Source organism: Neptuniibacter sp. QD48_11 (assembly GCF_047778095.1).
In the GTDB taxonomy this organism is placed as follows: Bacteria; Pseudomonadota; Gammaproteobacteria; order Pseudomonadales; family Balneatricaceae; genus Neptuniibacter.
Genome location: NZ_CP180551.1, coordinates 3,354,335 through 3,369,757 on the forward strand (window position 1 = coordinate 3,354,335; position 15,423 = coordinate 3,369,757).

A 15,423-nucleotide genomic window follows, 5' to 3' on the forward strand; every position below is an offset into this window, starting at 1 on the left:
TTTTATCGCACTAAAATAGCACAAATTCATTTCAACAGCAGTTAGACCAATTTTCATAGGAAACCTAATGTACTTTGCCATTAAGCACATCCATTTAACCTGCATAGCCCTAAGCTTCGTACTCTTTCTTTTACGCGGTGGCTTGGCTCTATTTTGCCCAGAAAAACTAGAAAAACGCTGGTTAAAGATCGTACCACATATTATTGATACCGCACTGCTGGTCAGCGCACTAACGCTCGCGGTAATGATTGAGCAATATCCGTTTGTCCATCACTGGCTAACAGCTAAAGTGATCGCTTTGGTGGTGTATATTGGTCTGGGAACAATCGCTATCAAACGCGGTAAAACCAAAGCCATTCAAGCTACAGCACTAGCAGGCGCTCTGTTTGCTTTCATTTACATTGCAGCCGTTGCGGTTTCTAAATCCCCAATGCCTTGGGGTTAAGAAATCTATAGTACTTGGCGGCTAGGATGATGGATAGATATCTCGCATCAACCATTGCAACTCCTGTCGCCAAGGCCTCTGCCTTATCCCAAATACACTCAATAATTTTTTACACATTAAAACAGACGTATTTGGACGTAATGCTTCAGTGACGTAATCTTTACTCGATACTGGGACCAACTTTTCCACATCAAAATTTTCGTACTGACCTGCAGCAATCAGAATCTCTTTACAGAAATCATAACGATTGATCACCTCAGCGCCGCAGTAATGGAAAGTGCCCCAGGCATCGGCACCATTATGAATCTGCTTTAGCATAGCGAGAATAACTCGGGCCACATCTGATGCAGAAGTAGGGCAGCCCTTACGATCCGTTACCGCTTGTAGCTCAGATTGCTTCTTAGCCGCCTCAAGCGTTCGCAGAACAAAGTTATTCCCTTGATCACTAAACAACCAACTAACTCGCAAGATAATATGCTTCGGCAAAGCTTGGCGAAGTCTCTCTTCACCTTGCCACTTACTATCACCATAGATCCCTAAAGGTGCGACTTCATCCTCTTCGGTATAGCCGCTAGCATAGTGACCATCAAACACGTAGTCGGTGGATAAGTGGAACATTGGGATAGACAGATCACCACATGCGAATGCTAAAGCCTCTACAGCATCAGAGTTAACCGCATAACAAAGCTCTGATTGTGACTCTGCTTCATCGACATCATCAAACGCAGCGCAGTTCACAACATAATCTGGTAGATGATGAGCCAGTTGTTCAGAGATCTGCTCTGGATCAGTAACATCTAACTGAGATTTCCCCAAAGCAATAACTTCAAAAAAGCTATCCGCTTCTACAGCACGCGTCAGCGCGCTCCCCACCTGTCCATGAGCTCCGGTAATTAATATTTTGATAGGCTTTAACAGTAGATCCAGTGCCATTAAACCAAACTCTCCGGCATCTCATTTTGACTCATAAAACTATTCATCCTGCATAACAGCAGAAAGTTACCTCACTTCTTAAAAAATATACCTCAATCTCCCGGCAAGGCCCAGTAAACCCTTAGCAGGGTAGCTATTTTTAATCGAAGCTTGATCTAACACCCTGATAACTGGGTAACAACTGCCCGCAATCGACCTCTCACAGTAACTTCTGCTCTTGAACATAAGCCGAAAAATCATCAAAGCCACCGATATGCTGATTATTCACAAAGATCTGCGGCACAGTTTTGCGCTGAGTGCGTTGAACCATGGTGGTTTTAACCTTAGGTTTGCCTGTAATTTCGATCTCGTTAAATTGCCACCCCAGCTTTTTCAACAAGCGCTTGGCTGCAATGCAGTATGGGCAATAACTCATGGTATAAATTTCGACTGACGGCATTTTTTAACTCCTAAAAATCATTCTGTTTGTATTTATGCTGTCACTAAATTTACCCGTAAAACTTCTGCTATAGGCCTCCAAAGATCCACAGTAACCGTCCAAGCATCCAAAATAGATTTGCGCTCCCAACCAAGCCCTATGAAAGGCCTAAAACGAAAAAACCTCGCAATGCGAGGTCTTTATCGATCTATCCAGCTCTACAAATATTAGAACGGAATATCATCATCGAAATCATCAAAACCCGGTGCCGCTTGCGGTGCAGGCGCTTGCTGCGGTGCTGGAGCAGGACGCTGCTGAGGAGCTTGCTGAGGCGCAGCTTGTGGAGCCATCTGCGGCGCCATTTGTGGAGCAGGTGCTTGCTGTTGTGGCTGTTGTGCATAACCACCCTGTTGTTGCTGAGGAGCATAGCCACCTTCGTTACCGCCACGACTATCAAGCAACTGCATTTCGCTTGCTACAATCTCAGTCGTGTAACGATCCTGACCACTTTGATCCTGCCATTTACGAGTACGCAAGGCGCCTTCAACGTAAACCTTACCGCCTTTACGCATATACTCGCCAGCGATCTCCGCTAGACGGTTAAAAAATACCACACGGTGCCATTCAGTACGCTCTTGCTGCTGGCCCGTCTGCTTATCTTTCCATGATTCAGACGTTGCGATGGTTACATTAGTTACAGCATTGCCATTTGGCATATAACGTACTTCTGGATCTCCACCCAGATTGCCCACCAAAATTACTTTATTAACACCACGTGCCATTTTCTTTCTCCAAAAATCTTCTCTCACGTCAGATTGATAAACCTGCGCGTATAACACTCAAGCTTAACATGCGATCACCCTCTCGCCCACTCTTATCCCATAGAGATTTTATCGTTTAGAAAAGCTACAGCGGCCACGAAAAATCTCTATAATGGGATGTTTTGTTTTCCACATCTGAGAGCCATTATGGATAAGATTCAGGTCCGGGGTGCGCGTACCCACAACCTTAAAGATATTGATCTTGAGATCCCCCGAGACAAACTCATTGTTATTACAGGGTTATCCGGCTCAGGTAAGTCTTCACTGGCATTTGATACGCTCTATGCAGAAGGTCAACGCCGCTATGTTGAGTCTCTCTCGACTTATGCTCGACAGTTCCTATCGATGATGGAAAAACCTGATGTCGATCATATCGAAGGCTTATCCCCTGCTATTTCGATTGAACAGAAATCAACATCTCACAACCCGCGCTCGACTGTTGGTACAATCACCGAAATATACGATTATTTGCGCCTATTATTTGCTCGTGCAGGTGAACCACGCTGTCCGGATCATGATCTACCACTTGCAGCGCAAACAATCAGTCAGATGGTGGACCAAGTACTTGAGCTTGAGCAAGGCAGCAAATTAATGCTGTTAGCACCTATAGTACAAGGCAGAAAAGGTGAGCACTTACACACTATAAACAACCTGCGCGCTGAAGGTTTCATTCGCGCCAGAATCGATGGAATTGTCGTTGACCTAGATAGTGCACCAGAGCTAGATAAGAACAAGAAGCACGATATCGAAGTAGTTATTGACCGCTTCAAAGTTCGCGATGATCTCCAGACCCGTTTAGCCGAGTCATTCGAAACAGCACTTAACCTCAGCGACGGCATTGCCAAAGTTGCTTACATGGATGGTGACGCTGACGAATTAATTTTCTCTGCTCGCTTTGCCTGTCCAGAATGTGGACATAGTATTCAGGAGCTTGAACCTAGACTGTTCTCTTTCAACAATCCTCATGGCGCTTGTCCAAGCTGTGACGGCTTAGGGGTTAAGCAATATTTTGATCCATCTAAAGTAGTTCACGATTCAAACCTGACCCTATCCGAAGGCGCTATTAGAGGTTGGGACCGCCGCAGCTTGTATTATTTCCAGCAGCTTAAAGCGGTAGCAGAGCAATACGGATTTGATATGGATACACCATTCAAGTCCCTGAAAAAATCCGAACAAGATCTTATTTTGAATGGTAGTGGCAAAGAAACCGTTACTTTCCGTTACCTAAATGATCGCGGCGACATCATTAATAAGGCACACCCTTTCGAAGGCGTGCTGAATAATTTACAACGTCGTTATAAAGAAACCGAATCCGATACCGTTCGCGAAGATCTCGCCAAATATCTAAATATGCAGCCGTGCTCGTCCTGTAACGGCAGTCGTTTGCGCCGCGACGCGAGGCACGTATATATAGATCAACAGACACTTCCTGATATCGTTAAGAAACCGATTGGAGAGAGTTTAGAGTACTTCGAGAATCTTCATCTAACAGGTAAACAAGGTGAGATTGCTGAAAAGATTCTAAAAGAGATTCGAGAACGCCTAAGATTCCTTGTCAACGTAGGCCTCGAGTACCTCTCTCTAGATCGCAATGCCGATACTCTATCAGGTGGTGAAGCACAGCGCATCCGTTTAGCAAGTCAGATTGGCGCTGGCCTTGTTGGTGTTATGTACATTCTGGATGAACCTTCGATCGGCCTGCATCAACGAGATAACGAGCGACTGCTCAAAACACTAGTTCACCTTAGAGACTTAGGTAATACAGTCATCGTTGTAGAACACGATGAAGACGCTATTCGTCTTGCCGATTATGTCATTGATATAGGCCCTGGTGCCGGTGTACATGGTGGACAAGTCATTGCTGAAGGTACGCCAGATGAGGTCATGGCAAACCCCGCCTCTATAACAGGTCAGTATTTAACAGGCACTAAAGAGATCGCTGTACCTGAACAGCGTCATCCTGCTGATAGCAAGAAACAGCTATGCCTGAATGGTGCTAGCGGTAACAACCTAAACAATGTCGATCTGAAGATCCCTGTAGGCTTACTAACCTGCGTTACCGGTGTATCGGGCTCGGGCAAATCAACTCTGATCAACGGTACGCTGTATCCAATCGCAGCAACTGAACTTAATAATGCGACTACCTTGGATCCTGCACCTCACGAATCGATCGAGGGCATTAAGCATTTTGATAAAGTGATCGATATTGATCAAAGCCCGATCGGCCGTACTCCGCGCTCAAACCCAGCAACTTATACAGGTATTTTTACACCCGTACGTGAACTGTTTGCCGGTACTCAAGAGGCACGCTCGCGTGGCTATAAGCCAGGGCGCTTTAGTTTTAATGTCAAAGGTGGTCGCTGTGAAGCTTGTCAGGGTGATGGCGTCATCAAGGTAGAGATGCACTTCCTACCTGATGTATATGTCCCTTGCGATGTTTGTAAAGGTAAGCGCTACAACCGTGAAACATTGGAGATCAAATACAAAGGCAAGAATATCCATGAAGTCTTAGATCTTACGGTTGAAGATGCGCGAGAATTCTTCGATGCGATACCAGCACTGGCTCGTCGCCTACAGACCTTAATGGATGTTGGTTTGTCCTATATCCGTTTGGGTCAAGCTGCAACAACACTATCTGGTGGTGAAGCTCAGCGCGTAAAACTAGCCAAAGAACTTTCTAAGCGTGATACAGGTAAAACTCTGTATATCCTTGATGAACCAACTACAGGCCTGCATTTTTACGATATTCAGCAATTACTGAACGTACTCTATCGTTTACGCGATCACGGCAACACAATTGTAGTGATCGAACACAATTTGGATGTGATCAAAACAGCCGATTGGATTGTAGATTTGGGACCTGAAGGTGGCGTTAAAGGCGGTATGATCATTGCCGAAGGTACACCTGAAGAGGTTGCTGAGAACCCAGCTTCGCATACAGGTAGGTTCTTAAAGCCAATGCTTAACCTGAAATAATCAGGTTAAGCATTTGGGTAGAACTCACTACGATCGTGTTTAATGTTGCCAGTGAACACCTTCTTTAATTTTCTTAGAAGGTGCTCCAGCAATGATCACATCTTTCTCGCCAATTGATCTAGTTACAGTAGTATTTGCAGCAACTATACAGCCATCTTCAATCACAGAGTTCTTCAAGACAAAGCTTCTTGCACCAAGCCAGACATTGTTACCAATGACCACTCTATCTTCAATATTGATCTGATCACCTGATTGATCGAATATTGCATGCTGGTCAGTGTCCATGACCACAGATTCCCAAGCGAACATACAGTCGCTACCGATAGACATATGTTTTTCGCAGATAATCGTGTTATCACCTGTGGCGATAAAATTAGCGCCCAAATTCAAATTACCGGCAACAATTAATCGTGTTCCTTTACCTATCTTAACTTTGCCCTTAACAGTGAACTGACCATCAATTTGGAGCATTGTTCGACTGTAGCGATAATCAATCATATCGGCACCAGTAAAGCCGATACGAACCAAGCCAGTTTTAACCTTATCTAACTTAACCTTACCATTTAGTGAGATGAGTTTAGTTTTATTAGAAACAATGATAGGAAACTTGATCGCTTGATTAATAGGTAATAAGCGTAAGTTGACGTAAAGACTTTTTGGAATCGCAGCTAAATAGCGAAACAACTTAACCAATTTATCAGTATTCATTACAGCTAAAAACCTATCATCAAGCAAGCAGTCTGAAGGGTAATAGTAATGTCTTTACTAAATTTCAGGCAATAAAAAACCCGGCATAAAGCCGGGTTTTTTTAGATCAAGAAATCTTAATCTTCTGCTTCGTCAGCAGCTTCTACAGCTGGACGATCAACTAGCTCAACGTAAGCCATAGGAGCGTTGTCACCTGGGCGGAAACCGCACTTCAGGATACGAACATAGCCACCAGGACGCGCGTTGTAACGCGGACCTAGTTCGTTGAACAGTTTACCAACAGCAACTTTGCTGCCAGTACGTGCGAATGCCAAACGGCGGTTCGCTACAGTGTCGTTTTTAGCCAGTGTAATCAGTGGCTCTGCATAGCCGCGCAGTTCTTTAGCTTTAGGCAAAGTTGTACGAATCAACTCGTGCTCAAACAAAGATACTGCCATGTTTTTAAACATAGCTTTGCGGTGCGCACTGGTACGGCTTAATTTACGACCAGATTTACGATGACGCATGATAAATCCCTACCAAACCAGTCAGTTGTTATCGCCGAATCAGGAAGCGACTTTATCGTCGTTCTTCAGGCTAGCCGGTGGCCAGTTCTCAAGACGCATACCTAGGGACAAGCCCTTAGATGCAAGTACGTCTTTGATCTCTGTCAACGACTTCTTACCCAAGTTCGGAGTCTTAAGCAGTTCAACCTCTGTACGCTGAATCAGATCACCAATATAGTAGATCTGTTCTGCCTTCAGACAGTTGGCGGAACGTACAGTCAGCTCCAGATCATCTACAGGACGCAGAAGAATTGGATCAATTTCCGGCTCTTCTGGTTCATCCTTAGCTTGATCAGCACCATCTTCCAGATCAACAAACACAATAAGCTGTTGCTGAAGGATGGTAGCCGCACGACGGATAGCTTCTTCTGGATCAATGGTACCGTTAGATTCGATATCAATAACCAGTTTATCCAAGTCAGTACGTTGCTCTACACGCGCGCTTTCTACTACGTAAGAAACGCGACGTACTGGGCTGAAAGTAGCGTCCAGCTGTAGACGACCGATTGCACGAGTCTCTTCTTCATCAGAAACACGCAGATCAGCTGGAACGTAACCACGGCCACGACCAACAGTTAGCTGCATGTTTAGACTCGCACCTTCATTAAGGTGAGCAATAACGTGGTCCGGGTTAGCGATTTCAACATCCTGATTCAGTTGAATATCACCAGCAGTTACAGGACCTGCTTCAGATTTGCTCAGAGTCAGGGTTACTTCGTCGTTGTTGTGCAACAACACTGCAACCCCTTTCAGGTTCAGGAGGATCTCAATTACATCTTCCTGAACACCTTCAATTGTGCTGTACTCATGCAAAACGCCTTCAATCTCTACTTCTGTTACGGCACAACCCGGCATAGAAGATAAAAGAATGCGGCGTAATGCATTGCCCAGCGTATGGCCAAATCCACGCTCAAGTGGCTCTAGAGTCACTTTAGCGCGCGTTTTGCTGATTTCTTGTACGTCAATATGACGTGGACTTAGAAACTCATTTACCGAACGCTGCATATTTCCACCAAATTAAAGTTAAAATTACTTCGAGTACAGCTCTACAATTAGCTGTTCGTTGATATCTGCGGACAGATCAGAACGCTCTGGAGTGGCTTTATATGTGCCTTCCATTTTTGCAGCGTCTACATCAACCCACTCAACTGCTGCACGTTGGCCAGCTAGTTCTAGAGCGTTTTTAATACGCAACTGAGATTTAGCTTTTTCACGTACTGCTACAACATCACCTGCTTTAACTTGGTAGGAAGCGATGTTCACAACCTGACCGTTAACAGTGATTGAGCGGTGAGATACGATCTGACGAGATTCGGCACGTGTAGAACCGAAACCCATGCGATATACAACATTGTCCAAACGACCTTCTAGCAGTTGCAGAAGGTTTTCACCTGTTGCACCGCTACGACGAGCCGCTTCTTTATAATAACTGCGGAACTGACGTTCCAGTACGCCGTACATACGACGAACTTTCTGTTTTTCACGTAGCTGCAGGCCGTAGTCGGATAGACGACCGCGACGAGCGCCGTGAACACCAGGGACAGTCTCAGCTTTACACTTGCTGTCCAGTGCGCGAACACCGCTCTTTAGGAAAAGGTCTGTACCTTCCCTACGAGACAGTTTGCACTTTGGTCCAAGATAACGAGCCATATTACCGTCTCCAGATTAAACGCGACGTTTCTTCGGTGGACGACAACCATTGTGAGGGATTGGCGTCACGTCAGTGATATTTGCAATTTTGTAGCCTACAGAGTTCAGAGCACGAACCGCTGATTCGCGACCTGGTCCTGGGCCTTTTACAAATACGTCTAAGTTTTTCAGGCCATATTCTAATGCAGCCTGTCCAGCGCGCTCAGCCGCAACCTGAGCAGCGAAAGGGGTACTCTTACGAGAACCACGGAAGCCGGAGCCACCCGCAGTTGCCCAAGAAAGAGCGTTACCCTGACGATCGGTAATTGTAATGATCGTATTGTTAAAAGAAGCGTGGATGTGGGCGAACCCATCCGCTATTTGCTTCTTCGCTTTTTTGCGTGTGCGATTACCTGGCTTTGCCATATTCGGAATTCCTATCGCTTACCACTTATTTACGGATCGGCTTACGCGGGCCTTTTCGAGTGCGCGCGTTAGTTTTACTACGCTGACCGCGAACCGGAAGGTTACGACGGTGGCGAATGCCGCGGAAACAACCAAGGTCCATCAAACGTTTGATGCTCATGGATACTTCACGACGTAGGTCGCCTTCAACAGTAAATTTAGCAACTTCTCCACGAACGATGTCCAATTGCTCATCGGACAAATCAGAGATCTTAGTAGTCGGTGCAATACCGCAAGTTTCTAAGATCGCAGACGATGTCGTGCGGCCAATACCGTAAATGTAAGTCAGAGAAATTACCGCATGCTTATTGTCAGGAATGTTGACTCCAGCTATACGGGCCATTCTATTACTCCGTTTAATAAAAGGTGTTTGTTTAAATTATCAAACACCAATAAAAATTTGTTCTGTTCGCAGAAGGCGCGCAATAATACACATTGATTAAAATTAAATCAAGTGCTGCACACCATCTGCGCCCAAATCAGGGATTAATTAACCCTGACGCTGCTTGTGACGCGGCTCTACTTTACAGATCACACGTACTGAACCGTTACGACGAACGATTTTGCAGTTACGACAGATCTTTTTAACAGATGCACGTACTTTCATGATCTACTCCAGTTGTGGCCTTAGCGCGAAAGTCCTGCGCCGCCACCTTTGAGATTAGATTTCTTCATCAGGGACTCGTACTGATGTGACATCAGATGAGACTGAACCTGCGCCATAAAGTCCATCACGACAACTACGACGATCAGGAGTGAGGTGCCACCGAAATAGAACGGTACATTCGCTGCGACTACTAGGAACTGAGGCATCAAAGATACAGCAGTAATATAAAGCGCACCGAATAAGGTCAATCGGCCCAGCACGGTATCAATGTAACGTGCGGATTGATCACCTGGACGAATACCCGGAATAAAAGCACCTGATTTCTTCAGGTTATCTGCTACGTCCTTAGGATTGAAAACAATCGCTGTGTAGAAGTAGCAGAAAAATATAATTGCGACCGAGAATAACAAAATGTAAAGCGGCTGACCTGGGCCAAGCGCTAATGCAACATTTTGCAGCCAATCCATGCCTTCACTCTGACCAAACCATTGGCCCATAGAGGCAGGGAAAAGCAAAATACTGGATGCAAAAATCGGCGGAATCACACCAGCCATGTTGACCTTCAATGGAAGGTGGCTAGATTGTGCCGCGAACACACGATTACCCTGTTGGCGTTTAGCATAGTTAATGGTGATACGGCGTTGGCCGCGCTCCATAAACACAACAAAACCAACTGTAGCAATCGCTAGTACAGCAATAGCTAACAGCGCAAGGATGTTTAAATCACCTTGACGCGCTGCTTCAAAGGCCTGTCCGATCGCACTTGGCAAACCGGCAACAATACCAGCAAAGATCAGAATGGAGATACCGTTACCGATACCACGCTCTGTGACTTGCTCACCTAACCACATTAGGAATACTGCACCCGCTACCAAAGTGACAACAGCTACGAAATAGAAGCTGGCATCCGCGGTAAACGATACACCTTGATTGGCTAGACCTACGGCCATACCAAAGGCTTGTACAGTTGCAAGCGCTACAGTCCCGTAGCGAGTGTACTGGTTAATCTTACGACGACCAGCCTCACCCTCTTTCTTTAACTGAGCCAAGGTAGGGCTAACGACCGTCATCAGCTGCATAATAATCGATGCAGAGATGTACGGCATGATACCCAATGCCAAGATACTCATACGCTCCAGTGCACCACCGGAGAACATGTTAAAGAGACTCAGGATTGTGCCCTGGTTCTGATCAAATAATGCGGCCAGACGATCTGGGTTGATACCCGGTACAGGAATATGTGCACCGATACGATAAACAACGATCGCCATCAAAACGAAAAGTAGACGAGACTTAAGCTCACCTAGTCCGCTTTGGTTGCCCGCTGGTATAGGTCCTTTTTTAGCCATTTACGCCTCGACTTTACCGCCAGCAGCTTCGATAGCAGCCTGTGCACCTTTGGTCACTTTAAGACCTTTAACAGTGACAGCCTTATTGATCTCACCAGACAAAATCACTTTAGCAGTTTTGATTTCCTGCTTGATGATGTCTGCTGCTTTCAAAGCATCTAGATCAATTACTTCAGCTTCGATCTTAGCAAGTTCGTTCAGACGAATCTCTGTAACGTAACGAGCAATACGAGAAGTAAAACCGAATTTCGGCAGACGACGCTGCAAAGGCATCTGACCGCCTTCGAAACCTGGTTTTACAGAACCGCCAGAGCGGGATTTCTGACCTTTGTGACCACGGCCACAAGTCTTACCCAAACCGGAACCGATACCACGACCAACACGTTTAGCCGTTTTACGAGAACCTTCAGCAGGGCTTAGAGTGTTCAGACGCATGTTTTGAACTCCCTTATTAGTCTTCTACCTGAAGTAGGTAGTTAACTTTGTTGATCATGCCACGTACAGATGGAGTATCTTCTACTTCAACTGTGTGCCCAATACGGCGTAGACCTAGACCCTTAACGCACAATTTGTGGTTAGGAAGAGTACCGATAGGGCTACGTACTAGTGTTACTTTAACAGTCTTAGCCATTGTCGATTACCCCAGAATGTCTTCTACGGACTTACCGCGCTTAGCAGCTACATCTTCCGGAGACTTCATTGCAGCAAGACCTTTAACAGTCGCGCGTACAACGTTAACCGGGTTTGTAGAGCCGTAGCACTTAGCCAGTACGTTATGGACACCTGCCAATTCTAGTACTGCACGCATCGCACCACCTGCGATTACACCAGTACCTTGAGATGCAGGCTGCATGTAAACTTTAGAAGCACCATGACGTGCTTTAATTGGGTACTGCAACGTGTCGCCGTTTAGTTCAACTGAAACCATGTTACGACGAGCTTGTTCCATTGCTTTTTGAATAGCAGCAGGAACTTCACGAGCTTTACCACGACCGAAACCTACGCGACCTTTACCGTCACCAACTACAGTTAGTGCTGTAAAGCCGAAGATACGACCACCTTTTACTACTTTAGCGACGCGGTTAACCTGAACCAGCTTTTCCTGCAGATCGCCGTCTTTCTGTTCATGATTTGACATATTCGATCCCTTTAGAATTCCAGGCCGCCTTCGCGGGCTGCATCAGCCAAAGCTTTAACACGACCGTGATACTGGTAACCAGAACGGTCAAATGCTACTTCAGATACGCCAGCTTCTTTAGCACGCTGAGCGATCAATGCGCCTACTTTTTCAGCTGCTGCAACGTTACCGCCAGCAGATTCACGCAGATCTTTTTCTACAGTTGATGCAGCTGCAAGAACTTTAGCACCATCAGCAGAGATAACCTGAGCGTAGATGTGACGCGGTGTGCGTGTAACGCACAGACGTGTTGCACCTAACTCACGCATTTTAAGGCGAGAGCGGCGAGCACGACGAATACGAGATTGTTTCTTAGCGTTCATAACCCTGCCCTATTTACTTTTTCTTCGCTTCTTTACGGCGAACATACTCATCAGCATAACGAACACCCTTGCCTTTATATGGCTCTGGTGGACGGAACGCACGAATCTCAGCAGCAACTTGACCTAGAACTTGCTTATCAGCGCCTGAAAGGATGATAGTAGTTACATTAGGCGTTTCTGCTTTGATACCTTCTGGTAGGTCGTAGTCGATTGGGTGCGAGAAACCTAGGTTAAGGTTAAGCGTGTTGCCTTTAGCAGCAGCACGGTAACCAACACCTTGTAGCTCAAGAGTTTTCTTGAAGCCTTCTGACACACCAACAACCATGTTGTTAACCAGTGAGCGTGTAGTACCGGACAAGGAAAGAGACAGCTTGGAAGCTTCACGAGCTGTGAAGTTCACAGAACCTTCTTCTAGAGCAACACCAACAGTTGGGTGAACGTCTAGTGAAAGCTGGCCGTTTTTACCTTTAACATTGACAGTCTGACCGTCAATCTTAACTTCAACACCTGCAGGTACGATAACAGGGCTTTTTGCAATACGTGACATATTGAAATACCTCTTAGAATACCGTGCAGATTACTTCGCCACCAACGCCAGCACTACGTGCAGCGCGGTCAGCCATTACACCTTTACTTGTAGAGATAATCGCTACACCCAGACCACCAGATACTTTTGGTAGTTCGCTTGCGTTCTTGTAGATACGCAGACCTGGACGACTAACGCGTTTGATCTCTTCAATTACCGGCTTTCCTTCAAAGTATTTAAGCTCAATGTTCAGAACCGGTTTTACGTCGCCTTCTACTGCGTAGTCAACGATGTAACCTTCGTCCTTAAGAACTTTGGCAATTGATACTTTTACTTTGGAAGACGGCATAGATACGGCCTGCTTTTCAGCCATATGACCGTTACGAATACGAGTAAACATATCCGCTAGAGTATCTTGCATGCTCATGCATTTACTTCCTCTTGTGCAGCACAGTGCGGTACCCAAAGGGCCGGACCACTGCGCTTACCGTTATACAAACTGGTGGATTACCAGCTTGCCTTTTTCAAACCTGGAACATCACCGCGCATCGCTGCTTCACGCAGTTTAATACGGCTAATACCGAATTTACGGTATACAGCGTGTGGACGACCAGTAATCTGGCAACGACGCTGCTGACGAGATTTGCTTGAGTCGCGTGGTAGCTTCTGTAGAGCGATCACTGCATCCCAAACTTCGTCTTCAGATGAATTAGGGTTATTGATAATTGCTTTTAGTGCAGCACGCTTCTCAGCATACTGTGCAACAAGCTTCGCACGTTTGTCTTCACGTGCCTTCATTGATTCTTTAGCCATGATGTATGCCTATCACTTACGGAACGGGAAGTTCAGGGCAGCCAATAGAGCACGACCCTCATCATTGTTCTTAGCAGTTGTAGTGAACGTAATGTCCATACCACGCATCTTATCAACCTTATCGAATTCGATTTCAGGGAAGATGATCTGCTCTTTAACACCCATGCTGTAGTTGCCACGACCGTCGAAAGATTTCGGGTTTAGGCCACGGAAGTCACGGATACGTGGGATAGAGATATCTACCAAACGGTCCAAGAATTCCCACATACGCTCGCCACGTAGTGTTACTTTACAGCCGATTGGCCAACCTTCACGAACTTTGAAGCCCGCGATAGATTTACGTGCCAAACATACAACTGGCTTTTGGCCCGCAATTGCAGTCATATCTGCAACAGCGTTCTCAAGCATTTTCTTATCGCCCAACGCTTCACCAACACCCATGTTTAGAGTGATTTTAGTCAAACGTGGAACTGCCATTACGTTAGGGCAGTTCAGCTCATCTTTAAGCTGCTGCTTAACGGAATCGTTATAAAGCGCTTTTAATCTAGACATGATATCTCCCCTTATCCGCCAATTACTTCGCCGGTAGACTTGAAGATACGAGTCTTAGTGCCGTCTTCAAGAACTTTGAAGCCTACACGATCGCCCTTACCAGTCTGCGGGTTGAAGATCGCTACGTTAGAAACTGCAATTGCAGCTTCTTTCTCAACGATGCCACCTGCTTTACCCAACATTGGGTTCGGCTTAGTGTGCTTCTTCACCATGTTGATACCAGAAACGATCAAACGATCGTCCAGAACACGCATGACTGTGCCACGCTTGCCCTTGTCTTTTCCTGCGATGACAATTACTTCATCGTCACGTTTAATTTTGCGCATAATTTACCTATATCGCTTCCTGCTACCCTCTCATGCTCAAAAACGCCAACACCTTCCGGTGTTAGCGTTTTCACATAAACCGAACAGTATATTGTTCGATCTTTATAGCACTTCAGGCGCCAGGGAAATGATTTTCATGAACTTCTCTGAACGAAGTTCACGCGTCACTGGGCCGAAGATACGAGTACCGATTGGAGCGTCGCTCGCATTCAGTAGAACCGCAGAGTTTGTATCAAAGCGGATTACTGAACCGTCTGGACGACGAACACCTTTACGGGTACGTACCACTACGGCGTTAAGAACCTGGCCTTTCTTCACTTTACCGCGAGGAATCGCTTCTTTAACAGTAACTTTAATAATGTCACCTACAGAAGCGTAGCGGCGGTGAGAACCACCAAGGACCTTAATACACTGCACTCGCTTAGCGCCACTGTTGTCAGCTACGTCAAGCATAGATTCAGTTTGAATCATGGTCTTACTCCACAAACATTTTTAGGCCGCCCGCAATGCGGACGGACCGTCTAATGGAGCAAAGGTGCGATAGTTTACACCTTTGCTGCACGCTCTTCAATACGAACCAACGCCCAAGATTTATTCTTAGACAAAGGACGAGTTTCTGCGATGGTAACTAGGTCACCTTGCTGGCACTCATTTTTCTCATCGTGAGCATGCAGTTTAGAAGAGCGCTTCATGAATTTTCCGTAAATCGGATGCTTCTCTTTGCGCTCAACCAGAACTGTGATGGTTTTATCCATCTTGTCGCTAACAACGCGACCAGTAACAGTTCGAGTACGTTTTTCGGCGCTCATA

The 15,423-nt window shown here is 45.9% G+C and carries 24 protein-coding genes; 2 read left to right on the forward strand and 22 right to left on the reverse strand.

What is annotated here, in order from left to right; all coding sequences use genetic code 11:
- Positions 1-67 precede the first annotated feature (67 nt).
- Positions 68-445 carry a SirB2 family protein gene (locus tag ACMXYU_RS15730; protein WP_415899433.1) on the forward strand — a complete coding sequence of 126 codons (378 nt, stop codon included), beginning with the start codon at positions 68-70 and terminating at the stop codon, positions 443-445.
- 21 nt (positions 446-466) lie between these two features.
- Here ACMXYU_RS15730 and rfbD read toward each other — a convergent pair whose 3' ends face one another.
- The 3 genes from rfbD to ssb all read right to left on the reverse strand — a co-directional run bounded on the left by rfbD (position 467) and on the right by ssb (position 2,578).
- On the reverse strand, positions 467-1,378 hold the full coding sequence (gene rfbD / locus ACMXYU_RS15735; protein ID WP_415899434.1) for a dTDP-4-dehydrorhamnose reductase: 912 nt from the start codon (positions 1,376-1,378) through the stop codon (positions 467-469).
- A 199-nt stretch (positions 1,379-1,577) separates the two neighbouring features.
- Positions 1,578-1,817 carry a glutaredoxin 3 gene (gene grxC / locus ACMXYU_RS15740; RefSeq protein WP_415882715.1) on the reverse strand — a complete coding sequence of 80 codons (240 nt, stop codon included), beginning with the start codon at positions 1,815-1,817 and terminating at the stop codon, positions 1,578-1,580.
- Positions 1,818-2,023: 206 nt separating this feature from the next.
- Entirely contained in the window at positions 2,024-2,578 is a 555-nt protein-coding gene (gene ssb, locus ACMXYU_RS15745; protein WP_415889519.1) for a single-stranded DNA-binding protein, read from the reverse strand.
- 186 nt (positions 2,579-2,764) lie between these two features.
- On the opposite strand from ssb, the gene uvrA reads away from it, so the two are divergent.
- Positions 2,765-5,593 carry an excinuclease ABC subunit UvrA gene (gene uvrA / locus ACMXYU_RS15750; protein WP_415899435.1) on the forward strand — a complete coding sequence of 943 codons (2,829 nt, stop codon included), beginning with the start codon at positions 2,765-2,767 and terminating at the stop codon, positions 5,591-5,593.
- Positions 5,594-5,632: 39 nt separating this feature from the next.
- Here the strand turns inward: uvrA and ACMXYU_RS15755 are convergent, their stop codons facing one another.
- The 19 genes from ACMXYU_RS15755 to rpsQ all read right to left on the reverse strand — a co-directional run bounded on the left by ACMXYU_RS15755 (position 5,633) and on the right by rpsQ (position 15,422).
- Positions 5,633-6,301: an acyltransferase gene (locus ACMXYU_RS15755; RefSeq protein ID WP_415899436.1), complete on the reverse strand. Its 669-nt coding sequence runs from the start codon at positions 6,299-6,301 to the stop codon at positions 5,633-5,635.
- 116 nt (positions 6,302-6,417) lie between these two features.
- Positions 6,418-6,807 (reverse strand): 50S ribosomal protein L17, encoded by a 390-nt coding sequence (gene rplQ / locus ACMXYU_RS15760; protein WP_415882719.1) that lies wholly within the window; start codon positions 6,805-6,807, stop codon positions 6,418-6,420.
- A 39-nt stretch (positions 6,808-6,846) separates the two neighbouring features.
- Complete coding sequence (locus ACMXYU_RS15765) at positions 6,847-7,851, reverse strand: DNA-directed RNA polymerase subunit alpha (RefSeq protein WP_415882720.1); 1,005 nt, start codon at positions 7,849-7,851, stop codon at positions 6,847-6,849.
- A 24-nt stretch (positions 7,852-7,875) separates the two neighbouring features.
- Positions 7,876-8,496: a 30S ribosomal protein S4 gene (rpsD, locus tag ACMXYU_RS15770; RefSeq protein ID WP_415882721.1), complete on the reverse strand. Its 621-nt coding sequence runs from the start codon at positions 8,494-8,496 to the stop codon at positions 7,876-7,878.
- A 15-nt stretch (positions 8,497-8,511) separates the two neighbouring features.
- Entirely contained in the window at positions 8,512-8,901 is a 390-nt protein-coding gene (gene rpsK, locus ACMXYU_RS15775; protein WP_415882722.1) for a 30S ribosomal protein S11, read from the reverse strand.
- A 25-nt stretch (positions 8,902-8,926) separates the two neighbouring features.
- Entirely contained in the window at positions 8,927-9,283 is a 357-nt protein-coding gene (gene rpsM, locus ACMXYU_RS15780) for a 30S ribosomal protein S13 (RefSeq protein WP_415882723.1), read from the reverse strand.
- Between the two features lie 147 nt (positions 9,284-9,430).
- Entirely contained in the window at positions 9,431-9,547 is a 117-nt protein-coding gene (gene rpmJ / locus ACMXYU_RS15785; protein WP_007021200.1) for a 50S ribosomal protein L36, read from the reverse strand.
- Between the two features lie 20 nt (positions 9,548-9,567).
- On the reverse strand, positions 9,568-10,896 hold the full coding sequence (gene secY / locus ACMXYU_RS15790; RefSeq protein ID WP_415882724.1) for a preprotein translocase subunit SecY: 1,329 nt from the start codon (positions 10,894-10,896) through the stop codon (positions 9,568-9,570).
- A complete protein-coding gene (rplO, locus tag ACMXYU_RS15795) occupies positions 10,897-11,331 on the reverse strand; it encodes a 50S ribosomal protein L15 (RefSeq protein WP_415886121.1) in 435 nt (144 codons plus the stop codon). It abuts the gene before it with no gap.
- Between the two features lie 16 nt (positions 11,332-11,347).
- Positions 11,348-11,527 (reverse strand): 50S ribosomal protein L30, encoded by a 180-nt coding sequence (gene rpmD, locus ACMXYU_RS15800; protein ID WP_297309705.1) that lies wholly within the window; start codon positions 11,525-11,527, stop codon positions 11,348-11,350.
- A 6-nt stretch (positions 11,528-11,533) separates the two neighbouring features.
- A complete protein-coding gene (gene rpsE / locus ACMXYU_RS15805) occupies positions 11,534-12,034 on the reverse strand; it encodes a 30S ribosomal protein S5 (protein WP_297309703.1) in 501 nt (166 codons plus the stop codon).
- Positions 12,035-12,045: 11 nt separating this feature from the next.
- Positions 12,046-12,396: a 50S ribosomal protein L18 gene (gene rplR / locus ACMXYU_RS15810; RefSeq protein WP_415886122.1), complete on the reverse strand. Its 351-nt coding sequence runs from the start codon at positions 12,394-12,396 to the stop codon at positions 12,046-12,048.
- 13 nt (positions 12,397-12,409) lie between these two features.
- On the reverse strand, positions 12,410-12,943 hold the full coding sequence (gene rplF, locus ACMXYU_RS15815) for a 50S ribosomal protein L6 (protein ID WP_415886124.1): 534 nt from the start codon (positions 12,941-12,943) through the stop codon (positions 12,410-12,412).
- Positions 12,944-12,956: 13 nt separating this feature from the next.
- Complete coding sequence (rpsH, locus tag ACMXYU_RS15820; RefSeq protein ID WP_415882729.1) at positions 12,957-13,349, reverse strand: 30S ribosomal protein S8; 393 nt, start codon at positions 13,347-13,349, stop codon at positions 12,957-12,959.
- Positions 13,350-13,429: 80 nt separating this feature from the next.
- Positions 13,430-13,735, reverse strand: coding sequence for a 30S ribosomal protein S14 (gene rpsN / locus ACMXYU_RS15825; protein ID WP_415882730.1), 306 nt, complete (start codon positions 13,733-13,735; stop codon positions 13,430-13,432).
- Between the two features lie 12 nt (positions 13,736-13,747).
- Entirely contained in the window at positions 13,748-14,287 is a 540-nt protein-coding gene (rplE, locus tag ACMXYU_RS15830; RefSeq protein ID WP_415882731.1) for a 50S ribosomal protein L5, read from the reverse strand.
- Positions 14,288-14,298: 11 nt separating this feature from the next.
- Positions 14,299-14,613 carry a 50S ribosomal protein L24 gene (gene rplX, locus ACMXYU_RS15835; protein WP_415886125.1) on the reverse strand — a complete coding sequence of 105 codons (315 nt, stop codon included), beginning with the start codon at positions 14,611-14,613 and terminating at the stop codon, positions 14,299-14,301.
- Between the two features lie 102 nt (positions 14,614-14,715).
- Positions 14,716-15,084: a 50S ribosomal protein L14 gene (rplN, locus tag ACMXYU_RS15840; protein ID WP_007021360.1), complete on the reverse strand. Its 369-nt coding sequence runs from the start codon at positions 15,082-15,084 to the stop codon at positions 14,716-14,718.
- A gap of 74 nt (positions 15,085-15,158) precedes the next feature.
- Positions 15,159-15,422 carry a 30S ribosomal protein S17 gene (rpsQ, locus tag ACMXYU_RS15845; protein ID WP_292949289.1) on the reverse strand — a complete coding sequence of 88 codons (264 nt, stop codon included), beginning with the start codon at positions 15,420-15,422 and terminating at the stop codon, positions 15,159-15,161.
- Position 15,423 lies beyond the last annotated feature (1 nt).